This is a genomic window from Methylomicrobium agile (genome assembly GCF_000733855.1).
In the GTDB taxonomy this organism is placed as follows: Bacteria; Pseudomonadota; Gammaproteobacteria; order Methylococcales; family Methylomonadaceae; genus Methylomicrobium; species Methylomicrobium agile.
Genome location: NZ_JPOJ01000001.1, coordinates 3,626,212 through 3,642,240, shown reverse-complemented (window position 1 = coordinate 3,642,240; position 16,029 = coordinate 3,626,212). Strand labels below are relative to the sequence as shown.

At 57.7% G+C, this 16,029-nt stretch carries 8 protein-coding genes; 5 read left to right on the top strand and 3 right to left on the bottom strand.

What is annotated here, in order from left to right:
• Position 1: 1 nt before the first annotated feature.
• On the bottom strand, positions 2 to 3,301 hold the full coding sequence (locus tag CC94_RS0116990) for a DUF2309 domain-containing protein (protein ID WP_005371811.1): 3,300 nt from the start codon (positions 3,299 to 3,301) through the stop codon (positions 2 to 4).
• 8 nt (positions 3,302 to 3,309) lie between these two features.
• Complete coding sequence (locus CC94_RS0116985) at positions 3,310 to 4,773, bottom strand: complex I subunit 4 family protein (RefSeq protein ID WP_005371809.1); 1,464 nt, start codon at positions 4,771 to 4,773, stop codon at positions 3,310 to 3,312.
• A 564-nt stretch (positions 4,774 to 5,337) separates the two neighbouring features.
• On the opposite strand from CC94_RS0116985, the gene CC94_RS0116975 reads away from it, so the two are divergent.
• The 4 genes from CC94_RS0116975 to CC94_RS0116960 all read left to right on the top strand — a co-directional run bounded on the left by CC94_RS0116975 (position 5,338) and on the right by CC94_RS0116960 (position 11,554).
• Positions 5,338 to 7,962, top strand: a complete 2,625-nt coding sequence (locus tag CC94_RS0116975; protein ID WP_051911529.1) for a YbcC family protein — start codon at positions 5,338 to 5,340, stop codon at positions 7,960 to 7,962.
• Positions 7,959 to 9,863, top strand: a complete 1,905-nt coding sequence (locus CC94_RS0116970; RefSeq protein ID WP_005371798.1) for a proton-conducting transporter transmembrane domain-containing protein — start codon at positions 7,959 to 7,961, stop codon at positions 9,861 to 9,863. The genes CC94_RS0116975 and CC94_RS0116970 overlap by 4 nt, the downstream gene beginning before the upstream one ends.
• Before the next feature lie 493 nt (positions 9,864 to 10,356).
• Complete coding sequence (locus CC94_RS0116965) at positions 10,357 to 10,770, top strand: exosortase system-associated protein, TIGR04073 family (RefSeq protein WP_005371796.1); 414 nt, start codon at positions 10,357 to 10,359, stop codon at positions 10,768 to 10,770.
• 70 nt (positions 10,771 to 10,840) lie between these two features.
• Positions 10,841 to 11,554, top strand: coding sequence for an OmpA family protein (locus tag CC94_RS0116960; protein ID WP_005371794.1), 714 nt, complete (start codon positions 10,841 to 10,843; stop codon positions 11,552 to 11,554).
• A gap of 821 nt (positions 11,555 to 12,375) precedes the next feature.
• Here the strand turns inward: CC94_RS0116960 and katG are convergent.
• Positions 12,376 to 14,592, bottom strand: coding sequence for a catalase/peroxidase HPI (gene katG, locus CC94_RS0116950; protein ID WP_281023985.1), 2,217 nt, complete (start codon positions 14,590 to 14,592; stop codon positions 12,376 to 12,378).
• A gap of 392 nt (positions 14,593 to 14,984) precedes the next feature.
• Here katG and CC94_RS0116945 point away from each other — a divergent pair, with 392 nt between their 5' ends.
• On the top strand, positions 14,985 to 15,860 hold the full coding sequence (locus CC94_RS0116945; RefSeq protein ID WP_005371789.1) for a LysR substrate-binding domain-containing protein: 876 nt from the start codon (positions 14,985 to 14,987) through the stop codon (positions 15,858 to 15,860).
• The last annotated feature ends 169 nt before the right edge of the window (positions 15,861 to 16,029 follow it).

The window sequence follows — 16,029 nt, the reverse complement described above, 5'->3', positions numbered from 1 at the left end:
CTCAGGCTCCGGTGGTTACGGGCCGGAGCAGCACCGGCGCAACCGGTCCGGTTCGGCCGCGGTAAGCGGCCTGCGAATTTTCGACGGCGGCCGGCAGCGTTCCGTCTCCTTGCCAGCGCACGAATCCTCTGTCGCGATCGAACAGGAAGACGTCTCCGCTTTCCGGATCGATCGCAATCAAATGCAGCCAGCCGTTGGCGATCAATTCGCGCAGCGCCTCCTGGCGCTGATAAATCCGCTCGAGCACGGCCGTTTTGGCTTCGACGATCACCTGCAGGCGCATCGCCTCGTGAATTTCGATCATCTGCCTGGGCAGGCCGGTACGCAAATCGCTGCCGGTCCCTTCCATCACCCCGAAAAGCCCTGTCAGGTTGTGCGGAATCTTGGTGCCGCAGCCGAAACGGTCGTTATCGACGGTCGAGAAATAATATTCCAGATTGATGCCGGCGCCGACCGGCCCCGCGGTCAGCAAAATGTTCTCGACGACGCGCCCGTCGGGGTCCTGAGCGGGATCGTAGGAAATCAGGAAGACGCGCCGGTCCAAAAACAGCCCGCGCGTCAGCTGGCGTCGGCCGATCACCGCCGCCGCGTTGCCGGCATGGCCGAACTCGGGGCGCACCTGGCTCAAGTCCGAAGCGCGCCGCTGCACATGGGCAAAGGCCTGTTTCGGCGTCGGCAATGCTTCCGCAGGCAAAAAGCGGCGACAGCGCTCATGCGCGGAAAGACGCTGCGCTTCATGGAGAGATTGGCGGAGAGCAGCGAACGGTCCATGCCAGGATTGAGGCAGCGTGTCCAGATCGTACCAAGTGATCGCGTCGCTGCAGGTATCGTGCTGCGCGCCGACGAACCGGCATGACGCCGGAATCGCGATGCCGCGTTCAGCCAAAAGCTTCCGCACTTCCGGACGGTTCGCCATCGCCGCGAAGACGCGCGCGTTCGGGCCTCCCCGCCGCCCTCCGCAGGCGCCGCAATCGTGGGCCGCCTCGTGCGGATTGTTCAAACTGGTCGAACCGTGCGCGATCATGCAGACCAGCGGCGCGAAGCCCTGGGTCAGCCCGAGCGTCCTGAGCAGGTTTTCGATCCGGTCGGCCTGCTCGGCATCGCCGAATCCGATCTTCGGCTGCGCCGTTGCAGAATCTGCGGTGCCGGTAAAACGCAGCGCGGTGGGCATTTCGGGATCGAGGGCACGGGACAATCTCTGCTTGAACCGGAATCTGAAACCGGGCAGCAACGTGTCGCCGAGCAATCCGAGCAGGATGAACGGCGCCGCCAGAACGGTCGTGAAATACGCCGATAACGGGTCGCTGCGCAAACGGTGGTGAATCAGATAAGCGAGCCCTCCGAACAGCTTATGCCCCCGCCGATGCCTGCCCAGGATTTGCTCGGCGCCGGGCCTTACCACTTCCTCGACCAGATGGGCGGGCGTGACCGCGACCGGGCACAGAGGCGTCGTATGCGCGTCATCGAGCCCTTTGTAATACATCGGAATCCCGAAAAAGCCGGCCGCCCCGAAGGTTTCGACAGCGGGGTTCAGCTCTTCGAGATGCCGCCGGAAACTTTCCTCGCGCTCGTCCATGCAAAAAACCAGTTGCGCTTCTGGTTGCCGCCCGTGGCCGGCCGAAAGCCCGCGCCCCCGATTGACGGTTATCGCTTGCAGCAGCTTGTCGCGGTAATTCCGCTCGTAGGCAGCCAGCCAGACCTTGCCGCGCCGGGCCGGCTTAAACGCATCCAGCTGCTTCAGCAGAATCTCCAGATCGTTCCGCGACATCGCGCCGACCGCCTCGGCGTCGATGCCCAAATGCTGGCACAGCCGGAACAAGCGCCAGCCGCTGCTCCAGTGGCAATGGCGGTTTTCATGGCGGCACAGCGGGCTCAATTGCCAGGTGCGGATCTGATCGGAAAGCGCCTGCCACTCGGGTTTGAAATAGCGCTCGGAGCGGGCGCGCAGAATCAAGGTCTTGGTTTTTTGCGCCAGGAACTCCGGTAATTCGCCTTTATATAAGGCTTCCCGCACCATCAATTCGGAAAGATTCTTGCGAAAATAATTTTCGATCGCCGGGAGCTTCGCTTCGATTTTCCATACGTCCCGGCAAATCTGGCCGAGCCAGAGACGATCGTAGATCAGCCGGATCGCCAGAAAATCGGCAAGGTCGACGGCCGCAGGACGATCCGTGTGGTAACCGGGATGATGCCGCCGCCAGTTGATCATGCCCGACCAGCCCGGCAGCTCCAGCGCCAATCGCCGCAAGTAGCCGGCCCATTTGGCCTGCGGCAGGCCAAGATAGGTCAACTGCCCGATGACCGCCTCCACCGGATCTTCGGGAAGCCCGTCCACCAGCTCGGACCAGTCGGGCAGTTCGAGAAAAACCGGATTCACATCGCACCGGAACATGCTGCGCCAGCCGGCATACAACCCCAGGGTATCGCGCTCCGGCAATTGCCAGGGCGCCATGCCTTCGTCCAGCGCGGAGGCGCAGATCCGGATCAGTTCCGGTTTGACTGTTTCGAAGGCGTCGACGCCGGTGATCGCCCGAATGAATCCGCCCAGCGTCAGTCTGTCGCCGATTTCGGTCGTGAATCGGGTCAATGCCGCACCGGCTTCCGCCCGCATCATTTCGTGCAGAGTCAGGCTGCCGTCCGGCTGCGCCTGCACCGCCCGATTGATCCATTCCTCGGCCTGTTCCGGAGACAAGTCGAACAGATTTTCGGGATGCGGAACGGTTTGGTCCAGCCCCAGCTTGTCCAATATGCCGCTCCAGAGCGAACGGACCCGGTTCTTTTCGTCGAGGGAAGTCGCCCGTTTGCCCAGCAGTGCGGTTTTCACCGTTTCCGGCACGTCCGGTTGAACCTTGTCCAATGCTTCCAGCTCGGTAATATTCCAGTTCAACCGGCTTTCGGTAATCGGCTCCAGATCGAACAGCAGCGCAACCCGGTAAACATCCTCGCGGCGGATGGTTTTGCCCCGTACCGCACAGACGGTATCGTCGAGGTTGAAGTCGACGTAATGCCGGAGTCCGGCGGCCAGATCGACGTCGCCGATCCGGCCTTGCCGGTAACAGGCGCGGAATTCGCTCTCGGGCTGATAGCCGCCGATTCCGGTCACCCGCTCCGTTTCCGCCAGTGCTTCTTCGAAAGGCAGATGCTGATAGCCGTGCAGGGTATTGTGATGCACGAAGTCGAGAATCGGCGCCTGCCCCGGCAATACATGATCCAGTTCAAGCAGGATGCGGGCGATTTCGTCGCGCAGGACCGCATTGCCGGAGCCCGCGCGGGTTTCTGCTGATATCGATAATTCCTGCATGAAAAACCCTAGGGCGACACCAGTGAATGAAGGTGGGAAACGGTCGCCTCGGATAAAGCGATCAACGGCTGCGGCATGAGGCCCAATAGGATGATGCCGCCAACCAGCATCCCGGCCGTGAACATCTCGGACAGCGTCAGATCCCCTACCTGCTGCATCTCGGCCTTGACCGGCCCGGTAAACAACAAGCCGACGGTTCTTATCGCGTATGAAGCGCTCAATAAGACGGCGAGGCTGAACAGGACCATCCAGCCGCCCCACTGTTGAAAGCCGCCGGCCAGCGCGTGAAATTCGGCGATGAAGCCGACCGTCCCCGGCAGCCCCATCGCCGCAAACAGGGCCAGGGTCGTGAACACCGCGAAACGGGGCGTCACCTGAATCAGGGAACTGTAATGCCGGACATTACGGGTATGGGTTCTTTCATACAGCAGGCCGACCAGCAAAAATAGCGCCGCCGCGATGAAACCGTGGGCGGTCATTTGCAGGATCGCGCCGGTCATGCCGGTCTCGTTCAGTGTCGCGATGCCCAACAGGACGATGCCCATGTGGCTGATGGAGGAATAAGCGACCATCGCCTTCAGATCGGTCTGCCGCCAGGCCAGCAAACCGCCGTAGATCATTGCGATCAGCCCCAGAATCATCAGCGCGGACTGAAAAAACTGCGCCGCCTGGGGCAGCATGGCGATCGACCTGAGCAGGCCGTAGGCGCCCATCTTCAATAAAATGCCGGACAGCAGGATACTGACCGGACTCGGCGCTTCGACATGCGCCAGGGGCAGCCAGCCGTGCAGCGGGAAGATCGGCATTTTGACGCCGAAGCCGATGATCAGGCCGAGCAGGACCAGAATCTGCTCGGTTTTGGACATCGAATACGTGGACTGGCTCAGTGAAGCCATCAGCGAGCCGCCGTAGTCGAGATCGTACTGGCTGATTGCCAGCAGACTGATCAGCATGAAAATCGACCCGCCCATCGTGTACAGCACGAAATTCAGGCTGGCCGCATGGCGGCGCTTGCCGCCCCAGCGGCCGATCAGAAAGAACAGCGGAATCAGGGTGACTTCCCAGAAAACGTAGAACAATGCCCAATCCTGAGAGAGAAAAACGCCGAGCATGCCGAACTCGAGCAGCAACATGCAGAAATAATAGCCCTTGACGCCGTTGGTGATCGCATGGGAAGCGAGCAGCGCGCAAAAAGTCAGCAGCGCGGCCATCAATACCATCGGCATCGAAAGACCGTCGACTCCCAGGGAATACGCGCTGCCGACATCGGGATTCACGACGAAAAACTCCCTGAACTGGAGTTGTGCCTGAGTCGGATCGAAAGTCCCCAGCAACCGGCAGGCGAAAACCAGAGTCAACAGAGAGAACGTCTGCGCGATCAGCCGAATGAAAAACGCATTGCCGCCCGGCGCCACCGCGAGCAAAAAAGCCCCCAGCGCCGGCGTCCAGAGTAAAGTACTGAGTATTCCCATGTGCTGATTCTATATGCTAAGCAATGCAAGTTCCGAGTCATATCGGCAAACAAAACCGGCGGAACCATCGGCTGCAAATCCGGAAACGGCGCCCGCTTAAATATCGATTCGATACTAAATTAAAAATTGCCGGCCATTATACTCGATCTTGCAGCAAACGGCGTGCAACAAGCAAGCCTTCCGAAATTCGTCGCATCCCTTTGAAACTTCGGGTAATCGAAATGAAAAGGTCGCATTTTACCCGATAAACCGGGTCAAATCAGTTCAAATCCACCTAAAGATGGTTTTTTTGACCCTCTTTGGATGTCCACCTCAATTTATTATCAAGCAAAAACAAATGCTTGAGTTACGGCATGAAATATGCAGCAGTTATAAAAAACGTTCCTTGTAACAAGAGTGGGCGCTTGAAGAGAGGCGTGCGGCCGCATGCCCGGCACGAAACGGAATCGCCCGTTTCGATTCAGGCGGACGCGTTGAAAAAGCTGTTCCGCCAGCCAAGTAAACGCCTGATATAGAATCTTGTTACGGATTGCACGATCTTTTATTTCCAAGTTTTAATCTCTCATGACGCCCCCAAATACAGCATCATATAGACCCGTTACGGATAATCCGAGTCCTGCCGAACCGTTGAATGCGCCGAAATTCGATCCGGATGCGTCCATCGAGCATATCTCGCACTGGCTTCCTACCCAGGGGCCGATCAAAGACTTCGTTCACCACAATACACTTCACTCGGTTCAGCACCTTGCCTTTCATGAAGGCGTGGCGCTCGCGGCCGGGATTTTCGGCGCACGCAGCTATTTGCCGCTGGCCGATTACCAGAAACGCTATCGGCAGGGACGCATTACCGACGCGGCGATTTCATGGGCTATCGGACAAGCGGCAGCCGATATCGAGGACGCGGAAAAATTCCGCGGCTCCTTGTTCATCGAGGACAACCGCAGCCACTATCCGCCCGTGTCGATGGCCAACCACGGCATCCGCCGCTCCTGGCTGAACCGCCTTGAAATAGACTTGGACGCGCGGGTGCATCCGGTTTTATTCCGCCTGCTCGCCAATTTTTTGGACCAGGGCATCAGCCGCTGGAGCCTGCCGCAGAACGGCGAGCGATTTTGGGACTGTCTCTGGCGGCTGGTGCATAACAGTCTGCTGCCGCTATACCCGTTCCATGAACCGGAGGTGCGCGCGCTGCTGCTCGAAACGCCGGACCGGGTCATTCTGGCCTGCCTCGAAAAAATCGTCGGCGACGAACGGCTCTACGAACAATATCTGCTCGAAATGCTGCTGGCGCATCCGGGCTGGTCCGGCATGGTGCGCCTCGTGGAACAGAATCCGCAGATGCTGCTGGCGCGGCGGACCCTATCGTTGAAAGAAACGATCGCGTGCGAGCTCGCCTGCGAGTTGGCCTTTCTCAATCTGAAAAAAGGCCGTCAGTTCAGCACGGTCGCCGCCGTACCCGATTCCCAAACAGCACCGTTGCTTACGGAACCCGGATATAAGCCGAAAGTGCCGCTTCGGTTGAAGGTCTGGCACGAAGCGATGGAATGGACGCTGCATGCCGAACTGCTCAAGGCAATCGCGGCGTCCGCCGATATCGACCGGAACCGCAACGAGCCCCGCACTCCGCAAGTTCAGGCCCTGTTCTGCCTGGACGACCGCGAAGGCTCCCTGCGGCGTCATCTCGAAGAGTTGAACCCCGCTGTCGAAACCTTCGGCGCGGCCGGCTTTTTCGGCATCGACATTCTGTTTCAAGGGCTGGACGACACGTTTCCCGTCGCCCAGTGCCCGGCGGTTATCCATCCGAAACACATCGTCCGCGAATCCAGCCTGACCCATAAACCGGGGAAAAACAAGAAAGGAAAAAAGTTGAAAGATCTCCATATCAAACCGCAATCCCTGTTCAGAGGCTGGATCTACACCCAGACGCTCGGGATCGGCTACGCGATCCGTTTGATGTGGAATGTGTTCCGTCCGGGTGGGAAATTACCTTATATCAATAAGTTGAGCGAAGTCGAAGCGCACACGCACCTGCATCTTCTGCGTGAAAGCGACCTGCCCACCGAGGACGGACGCATGCTCGGATTTTCCTTTACCGAAATGGCGGACCGCATTGAGGGGCTGCTGCGCAATATCGGCCTGACCCGCAATTTCGCACCCTGGATCGTCGTCGTGGCTCACGGCTCCAGCAGCGCGAACAATCCGCATTTCGCCGCCTACGACTGCGGCGCCTGCTCCGGCAAGCCCGGCGCGCCGAATGCGCGCGCCTTCGCCCGGATGGCCAACCTCGAGCCGGTACGCGCGCTGCTCCGGGAGCGCGGCATCGATATCCCGCAGGCGACCCGCTTTATTGCGGCGATGCACAATACCAGCCGGGACGAAATCGCCTATTTCGACGAGCATCTGCTCGAAGCGCAGCCGTCGCCGGAACTGGAAACCTTCAAGGAAACGATGCGGCGCGCGCTTGAACTGAATGCGCTCGAACGCTGCCGCTGGTTCGAACTGGGACCGCAGAATCGCGACCCGGAAGCCGCGCACGCCCACGTCAAAGGACGCGCCGACTCCATCTTCGAACCCCGGCCCGAATACAATCATTCGAACAACCTGTATTGCATCGTCGGAAAACGGGCGCTGACCCGCAACCTCTACATGGACCGGCGCGCCTTCCTGCATTCCTACGATCCGGAAAGCGATCCGCAAGGCGCCATCCTGGCCAGAATCCTGAGCGCCATCGTGCCGGTCTGCGGCGGCATCAATCTGGAATACCTGTTCTCGCGGATCGATAATTCGGTGTACGGCGCGGGCAGCAAACTGCCTCATAACGTAATCGGACTGCTCGGCGTCGCCAACGGCGTCGAAGGCGATCTGCGCACCGGACTGCCGAATCAGATGATCGAAGTGCACGAACCGGCGCGCCTGCTGATCGTGATCGAGCAATCCCGAGAGATTATCGATAAATCCTTAGCGAAAATCGGCGAGGCTCGGGAATGGTTCGACCACGACTGGATCAGGCTGGCCTGCTTCGAGCCGTCCGGACGCGCCGTTTATTTTTACTCTAACCCAAAATGGCAATCCGTCGATCTGGCCGGCATGCCTCCGACGCCCGAAGCGGACTGTTCGGAAGCCGCTTTTGCCGGCAAGATCCAAACCGTCCCAGTCCATCTGTTGCAGACAATGCGGAGCCCGTCATGAACAGTTTGCTTCTGGCCTGTCAATTAATGCCCCTGCTGGGTTTCATCGCGATCTTCCTGACGCCCAAGGATACGAAAAAATTCTCCGAATTCAGTTACTGGAGCGCCGGCGAGAAAAGAATCTCCACGGTCAGCTCCCTGTTCGGGGCGGCGCTGGGCATCAGCATCGCCGCCCTGCTGACCGTTTGGGCGCTGGCAGGTTTTCCCCGCTACGAATATGAAGCCTTCACACTGTATTCGAAGGACGATTACCGGTTTCCGGTCCTGTTTTATCTCGACAAGGTTGGGGCGGCTTACCTGTTCTGCATCTGGATCATTTTTTCGATCATCATTCGCTATTGCCAATATTACCTGCACCGGGAAGCCGGCTATAAACGTTTTTTCCTGACCATTTTCGCGTTCGTGTTCGGCCTGATCATGGTCATTCTGTCCGGTTCGATCGACATGCTGTTCGCGGGATGGGAAATCGTGGGCGTCTCGTCCTTCCTGCTGATCGCGTTCTACCGCCACCGCCCGCAACCGGTCCGCAATGCGCTGCGCGCCTACACGGTTTACCGTTTTTGCGACATCGGCCTGTTGCTCGGCGCCTGGATGACGCACATGCTGTTCCATGAAAGCGACCATTTCGGCCAGATCGCCAGCCTGTTCGAAAGCGCGGCGATGCCGCCGGCCGGCTACCCTGCCCTGCTCCTGCTGTCGCTATTGATCGTAATGGCCGCTTCCGGAAAATCGGCGCAATTCCCGTTCTGCTTCTGGCTGCCGCGCGCGATGGAAGGACCGACGCCGTCGAGCGCGATTTTTTACGGCGCCTTGTCGGTGCACCTCGGCGTCTTCCTGCTGCTGCGCACGATGCCGATCTGGAGCTACCATTTTCTCAGCCGCGCCGTGGTGTTTCTGATCGGCCTGCTGACCGTGTGTATCGCGAGCCTGTCCGAAAAGACCCAATCGAACATCAAGGGCCAGATCGCCTACGCCTCGATCACCCAGGTCGGCTTCATGTTCATGGAACTGGCTTTGGGACTGGAAACGCTGGTGCTGGTGCATTTTCTCGGCAATGCGTTCTTGCGCTGTTATCAACTGCTGGTTTCGCCGTCGATCGTCGCGCATCTCTTGCGGGTCGAAGGCTCCGCGGATACCCAATTCTCAATCAAAACTGATTCATTGCGCGACAGATTGCCCGTATCGGTCCGCGACAGCCTGCCGGAAGTGCTGCGCAATACCTTGTATGTCTTTTCGTTGCAGGAATGCAATCTCGAATGGTTGATGCGGTCTTTGCTCTGGGATCCGCTGAAAAAAATCGGCGCGGCGGTGAACGCGGTGAGCCCCTGGATCAAAGGCGCAACCGCGCTGGTCATCTTCGGCCTGTTCATATTCGTGGCCAACGCGGAATTGATGCATCACAAATACCTGGCGGTACCGGCCCTGGTATCGATGGTGCTTGCGACATTGGGCGGCTTCAGCCAGAAGCACAGCCCTTTCAGAACCTGGAACGACATTGCGCTCAGTTATTTCTTCGCCTGCATCGCGGTCTGGTTCATCGTCAACTCGGCCTGGGACGATGCGGTCGTATTCCTGACCGGCATCATCCCGGCCTGGCTGCTCGGCATTGCAGCATTGCACCTGCTGTTGAAAGCGGAAAATTTCAAGGAAACGCCGTTCGCCTACCGGGCAATGGCGGAGACCAAACCCAGGCTGTCGCTGTTGCTGTTCATCAGTTTCCTGGGTCTCGTCGGTTTTCCGATTACCCCGGCCTTCATTGGCGAAGACCTGCTGCTCTATCACGCCAGCAGCCAGCACCCCTGGTTTGCGGCGCTGATCGCCTTCTCGTTCGTCGTGAACGGAATCGCGGCCGCACGCATTTTCCTGCGCTTATGCATGGGGCGGGGCGGCCTGTGGAATTGAACAAATGACCGGCATTCGATAAAGTTGGACGAAGGATCGGTCCTGCAACAAAAGCGCCTAAACACGCCACCGCTGCAGGATTCGGCGAAAACCGACCGGCACTCGGGCGGTGTGATTTTATGCAGATAACCGTTGTTCATTTCGGGAAGTTATCGGGCGGGCCTCCCTCTTTACTTTTGGAAAATACCCCTTAGAATATGCTTTAGAACTTAAAAAACAAACAAAATAAACCGTTACGAAATATCGCCTCGCGGACTCGACTGAGGAGTAAATCCTTACCGCCATCCTGTATCGGGAACCTGCAAGGCCTGTCTGGGAATTGACGCTATCTCCAGCCGAACCATTTCTTAGTGTTCAATATCCAGAAATTGTCGCTTTCATAGATTTACCGTTGTATGATCTTTTTGCCCGCTTCATCGGATTGAATTTCTCCGGAATGTGTTTTTTCGGCGAAACAAGGTCCGACTATTTAATTTTTTGGGAGGAATCGATAATGAACAAAAAACACCTCTTTAGCCTATGTGCTCTAACCGGCGCCCTGCTGTCTGCGGGACCGACCCATGCCGATGCGCACACCTATCTCTCCGGTTTTACCTCTAAAGTAAATCAGGGATTTTTCAATACGACCACGGGATGGATCGAAATTCCCAAAAACATCGTCAATATCAGCCACGATCAAAATATTTTCGTCGGTTTTAGCTGGGGGCTGCTGCGCGGCACGGCGCATGCGGTCAGCCGCACCCTTGTCGGTGCAGCGGAATTAATTACCTCTCCGATTCCGACCGACGATTACATTACGCCTCCTTACGTCTGGGAACGCTTTAGCGAGGATACGCGCTATTTCGGGGCGCATTATCCCGGTTTCTGGACGACTTACGGTCCGTTGGACGACGGCGACGACGATTAGGCCGCGCCGGTTCCCATCAGCTCATCGTTGCTCACCACTGCGGTTGATTTGGAATTAAGAGGATAAAACCATGAATAGACAATTTTTTTACCTGCCCTGTGCGGTGATTGCCGCGGCACTTGCCGGATGCGCACAGCCGCCCCGCAAAGACATTCCGCTGCTGACCTCGGAAGTGGACGCCGTCGTTCTGGGAGACTACGGCCAGTCCATCCATCACGAGGAACTGGCCGAGGAAAATCTGGAAGAGGCCGTCAAGGTATTGAATCACTGGAAAAACGATCATTACTGGAATATCGAGGAAGGACAGTATGCGGTCGATTCGGCCCGGGCCGCCTCGCAGCACCGTCTGGAATCGGAAAAAGCGCTCTGCCAGTGGCTGACGGCCGTCCACAGTCCCAACCATCATATAAACGAGGTGGCGAAGCATACCGCCGCCCATTTCAAAACCGGCAGCGCCACCCCATACCGAACCGACCATCGGGCCATCGCGATCATGGGCCGCTACCTGCAATCGCATCCCGATGCTTTCGCCGACGTAACCGCCTATACCGATACGGTGGGCAATCAAGCCAGCAACCAGGGCTTGGCGGAAAGAAGAGCCGAAACAGTCGCTAGGCTGCTCGTCGAGCACGGCGCAAAATCCGAGCAACTGCGCGTCAAAGCGGTAGGCGAAGCAGAAGGCCCCGACAACACGCCGAACCAGCAGCATCGGGTGGTAATGATGAGCACCGATCATCCGGCCTATCAGGACTGCGCAGGTTTAAACGCCGCCGGTTTAAAATAAAAACCGTCTTCCCGCCCCGCGCCCGCTCAGGCTTTCAAGACAAAGCCGGAAAAAAGCGGCGTGGGGCACAAGCCCTTTAAACTGTAGATCTTAATCTATAGTGCCTCGAACGATCCTGTACATTGACCGCCTGGTTTACCAGATCACTCAACGCCGTTAAGTTTAGCTGCGAAGAGCTGCAAAGCCGGCTTTGTAAATGACGGAACCGACCGACAAAATGACTGGGATAGCAGCATCGCGGCGGGTAATACCGGCGATGCCTCCATACCGTCACCGTCAGTAATACCCGACCCCGACCGCTACTTCGGCCAGCTATATGACGCCAGCACCGGTGTTATCGTCATCACCGACACGAATCTGGTCCGCCAAAACCGGTTCAATTAACGACATCGACGCGACCCGGCTGACTATTGGCGAGAGCGGCGGCACGCAGACGCTGGCCAGCGCCGGTAGAAATTACCGACGCCGCCAGTTTCTCCATCGCCCCCGAACGGCGCGACCAAATCCAGTGTCGACGCCCTGCCGAACAAGAAAACGGCACTACCTCATAATATTGCCGCGGCCGATAACTGGAACGGCCCGATTACGGGAGACAACATCAAGGATCTGACCGATAACGGCATTACCGTCTCGAACCTGCCCGACATCACCGCCACCGTCACTGCCGGCGCCATCCTGACCCGAACCCTCGACTTTTGCCACCGCGGCCGTCATCGATCAGGAAACCGACATCGATCTGCTCGACTTCACTATTTCCAGACTCGCCACTGCGGACAGCATCGCCACATGATCCATCAAGTTGGGTGCATGGCAAAGTAAAATCAGCGCGTGTCAAAACGATCCAGATCCATCACCTTTGCCCATGCCCGGGCGAAGTCCTGCACGAATTTCTCTTTGGCATCGTCCGAAGCATAGACCTCGGCCACCGTACGCAGCTCGGAGTTGGAACCGAAGATCAGGTCGACCGGCGTAGCCGTCCATTTGACCTGGCCGGTAGCACGGTCCCGTCCCTCGTAAAGGGCCTCGGATGACGACTTGGTCCAGTGGGTCGACATATCGAGCAGGTTCATGAAGAAGTCGTTACTCAATACGCCCGGACGGCTGGTGAAGATGCCGTGCTTCGAATGGCCGGCGTTCGCATCCAGTGCCCGCATACCGCCGACCAGCACCGTCATTTCGGGTACACTCAAGGTCAGGAAGTTCGCACGCTCGACCAACATTTCCGCAGGCGAGCGAGAATTATCCTTGCCGAAATAATTGCGGAAGCCGTCAGCTTTGGGCTCCAGCACCGCGAACGACTTGGCATCGGTTTGTTCCTGCGCGGCATCCATACGGCCCGGTTTGAAAGGCACCTGCGCCTTGTAGCCGGCTTTTTTGGCGGCTTCTTCCACGGCTGCCGAACCGCCCAGCACGATCACGTCGGCGAGCGACACTTTCTTGCCGCCTTTCAGCGTCCGATTGAAGTCGTTTTGGATGGCTTCCAGGCGAGTCAGCACCTTGGCCAATTCGGCGGGATCGTTGACCTCCCAATCCTTCTGCGGCGCCAGGCGAATACGGGCGCCGTTCGCGCCGCCGCGCATGTCGGTACCGCGGAAGGTTGCCGCGGAAGCCCAGGCCGTCCTGACCAGCTCCGGAATCGTCAACTCCGAGGCCAAAATCGCCGACTTCAGCTTGGCGGCATCCTTGGCGTCGATCAACTTGTGCGCGACTTTGGGGATGGGATCCTGCCAGATGAAGTCTTCCGCAGGCACTTCGGCACCGACATAGCGCGCCTTGGGCCCCATGTCGCGATGGGTCAGCTTGAACCATGCCTTGGCAAAAGCAAGCTCGAACTCCTTGGGGTTGTCCAGAAACCGCTTGGAGATTTTCTGGTACTCGGGGTCCATTTTCAAGGCGATATCGGTCGTAAACATGATCGGCACATGGCGCTTGCCGGGGTCGTACGCATCCGGAACGAAGTTGGCGCCCTGGCCGTTTTTGGGAATCCATTGTGTTGCGCCGGCCGGGCTCTTGGTGGTTTCCCAGTCAAAGGTATACAGCCACGTCAAATAATCGTGGGTCCAGCGCGTCGGATTGGTCGACCATGCTCCTTCCAGGCCACTGGTGACAGTGTCGTCGCCATGACCGCTGCCACATTTGTTGGCCCAGCCCAAGCCCTGTTCTTCGATGCCGGCGGCGGCCGGCTCCTTACCGACGCACTCGTCCGGCTTGTGCGCGCCGTGCGCCTTGCCGAAAGTATGCCCGCCCGCGATCAGAGCCACCGTCTCTTCGTCATTCATCGCCATGCGGCCGAACGCTTCGCGGATATGCTTGGCAGCCGCCAACGGATCGGGATTGCCGCCCGGCCCTTCCGGGTTGACGTAGATCAGTCCCATCTGCACGGCGGCCAGCGGTTTCGCCAGCTCACCCTTGACGTCGTGGCGCTCGTCGGCGAGAAATTTCTTTTCCGCTCCCCAATTGACGTTCTCGGCTTCCCAGTCGTCCGCCCGCCCGCCCGCGAAACCAATGGTCTTGAACCCCATGTCTTCCAACGCCACGTTGCCGGCCAGCACCATCAGGTCGGCCCAGGACAGCTTGCTGCCGTATTTCTGTTTGACCGGCCACAACAGGCGCCGGGCTTTGTCCAGATTGACGTTATCCGGCCAGCTGTTGAGCGGTTCGAAGCGTTGCTGTCCGCCGGAAGCGCCGCCGCGCCCGTCGAAGATGCGGTATACGCCGGCGCTGTGCCAGGCCATGCGGATGAAAAACGGACCGTAATTGCCATAGTCCGCCGGCCACCAGGATTGAGAGGTATGCAGTACGCCGGCAATGTCCTTTTTCACCGCTTTCAAGTCTAGGGTTTTAAATTGTTCGGCATAATTGAACGCTTTGCCCAAGGGGTTGGACTCGACCGAGTTCTGGCGGAGCGGCTTCAGATCCAGTTGTTCCGGCCACCAGAAACTGTTCATCGTCGGCTGCGGCTCGGCCCGGGCCGGCTCGACCGTCAATACTGCGGATATGGCGACTGCCATTGCAGAAGCCAGGAATGTTCGTTTCATTTTCATAAATGTTCCTTTACTCTTTAATTGGAAGGGTAATGCGAAAAAAACATGTCGGAGAATTTTACGTTTAGACACCTCTAGCGAAAAGGGTCAGCGACTTTCCCACACTTGGCTCATCGCCAAGGATCAAGGGTTCAAGATCGGCACTGCCTTTTTTGTTTTTCATGGAAGCTCTCCTGAATAAGTGACGAACCTATGGATTAGATTTCCGGTAAGCGATAATTTCGGTAGGCATATTTAACCCGATAACGCATTTATTTTGAAATCGATTTTATCGATAAACCCATAGGTGGAATCAATAGAGTGCAACCGTAAGGTGATATTATGTCCGATTGTTCAGCCGAATGGCTTCTCGACCGGCTTTCTACTCCAAAGCGATACAAGAAATTATGAACTTGCGTGACTTGAGCTACCTCGTAGCGGTAGCGGACTTAAGAAATTTCAGTCAAGCGGCTGACCAATGCTCGATCAGCCAGCCCACCTTGAGCACACAGATCAAAAAACTCGAAGATTATCTGGGCGTCAACTTATTCGTGCGCGAGAAAAACGGTGTGGAAGTGACGCAAGCTTGCGAACAAATTCTGCCGATCGCCCGCAGAATTCTCGCCGACGTTCAGACCATTCGGCAAATCGCCGCCCATGCCGGCGACCGTTACCGCAACATGCTGTCGCTGGGGGCGTTTCCCTCTCTGGCAAGCTACGTGCTGCCGGAATATGTATTCCGCATCAAGCAATACTATCCGGATCTCAAGCTTCAACTGGTCGAAGAAAAGACCGATTCGCTCATCGCATTGCTGCTCGACAAAAAGCTGGATGCGGCCTTGTTGGCCTTGCCCGTGGAACATGAAGCGCTGGAATGCCGGTCGCTTTTTGAGGATCCGTTTACCTTGGCCGTATGTGCCGACCATCCTCTGGCTCACCTGGAGGAAGTAGACCTGAACAGGGTAGCCAAGGAGAATCTGCTATTGCTGGATGAAGGGCATTGTTTGCGGGATCAGACGCTGAAGCTGTGCGACCCTTCCCGATTCGTTGAGCATGATTTCCGGGCTTCCAGTCTGGAAACCCTGCGTTTCATGGTCAAGAACGGCGTCGGGGTTACGCTAATGCCCTCCGTCGCCGTCCAGCCCGAGGATAACGACATTCGCTATATCAACATCCGCCAGCGGCCTAGCCGCACTATTGCACTCATCTGGCTGCGCACTCATCCTCGCAGCGCGTTGCTGGAAACCTTGGCGACACTACTGGCATATAAACCGTTACCCTGAGCTTCGCCAAACCGTTCCCGAAACACGGAACCCCAATCCGGACGGCGAATTCTCCCGGACGGCGGAGTTTGCCGCCCGCCGCTTCGAGGCTCAGGAAGACATGCCGCCGTTCCAACCTCAAAGCCCGAACCGATAAAGGTTGAAGCAGGACTAAGGATCTGGTAGGAAA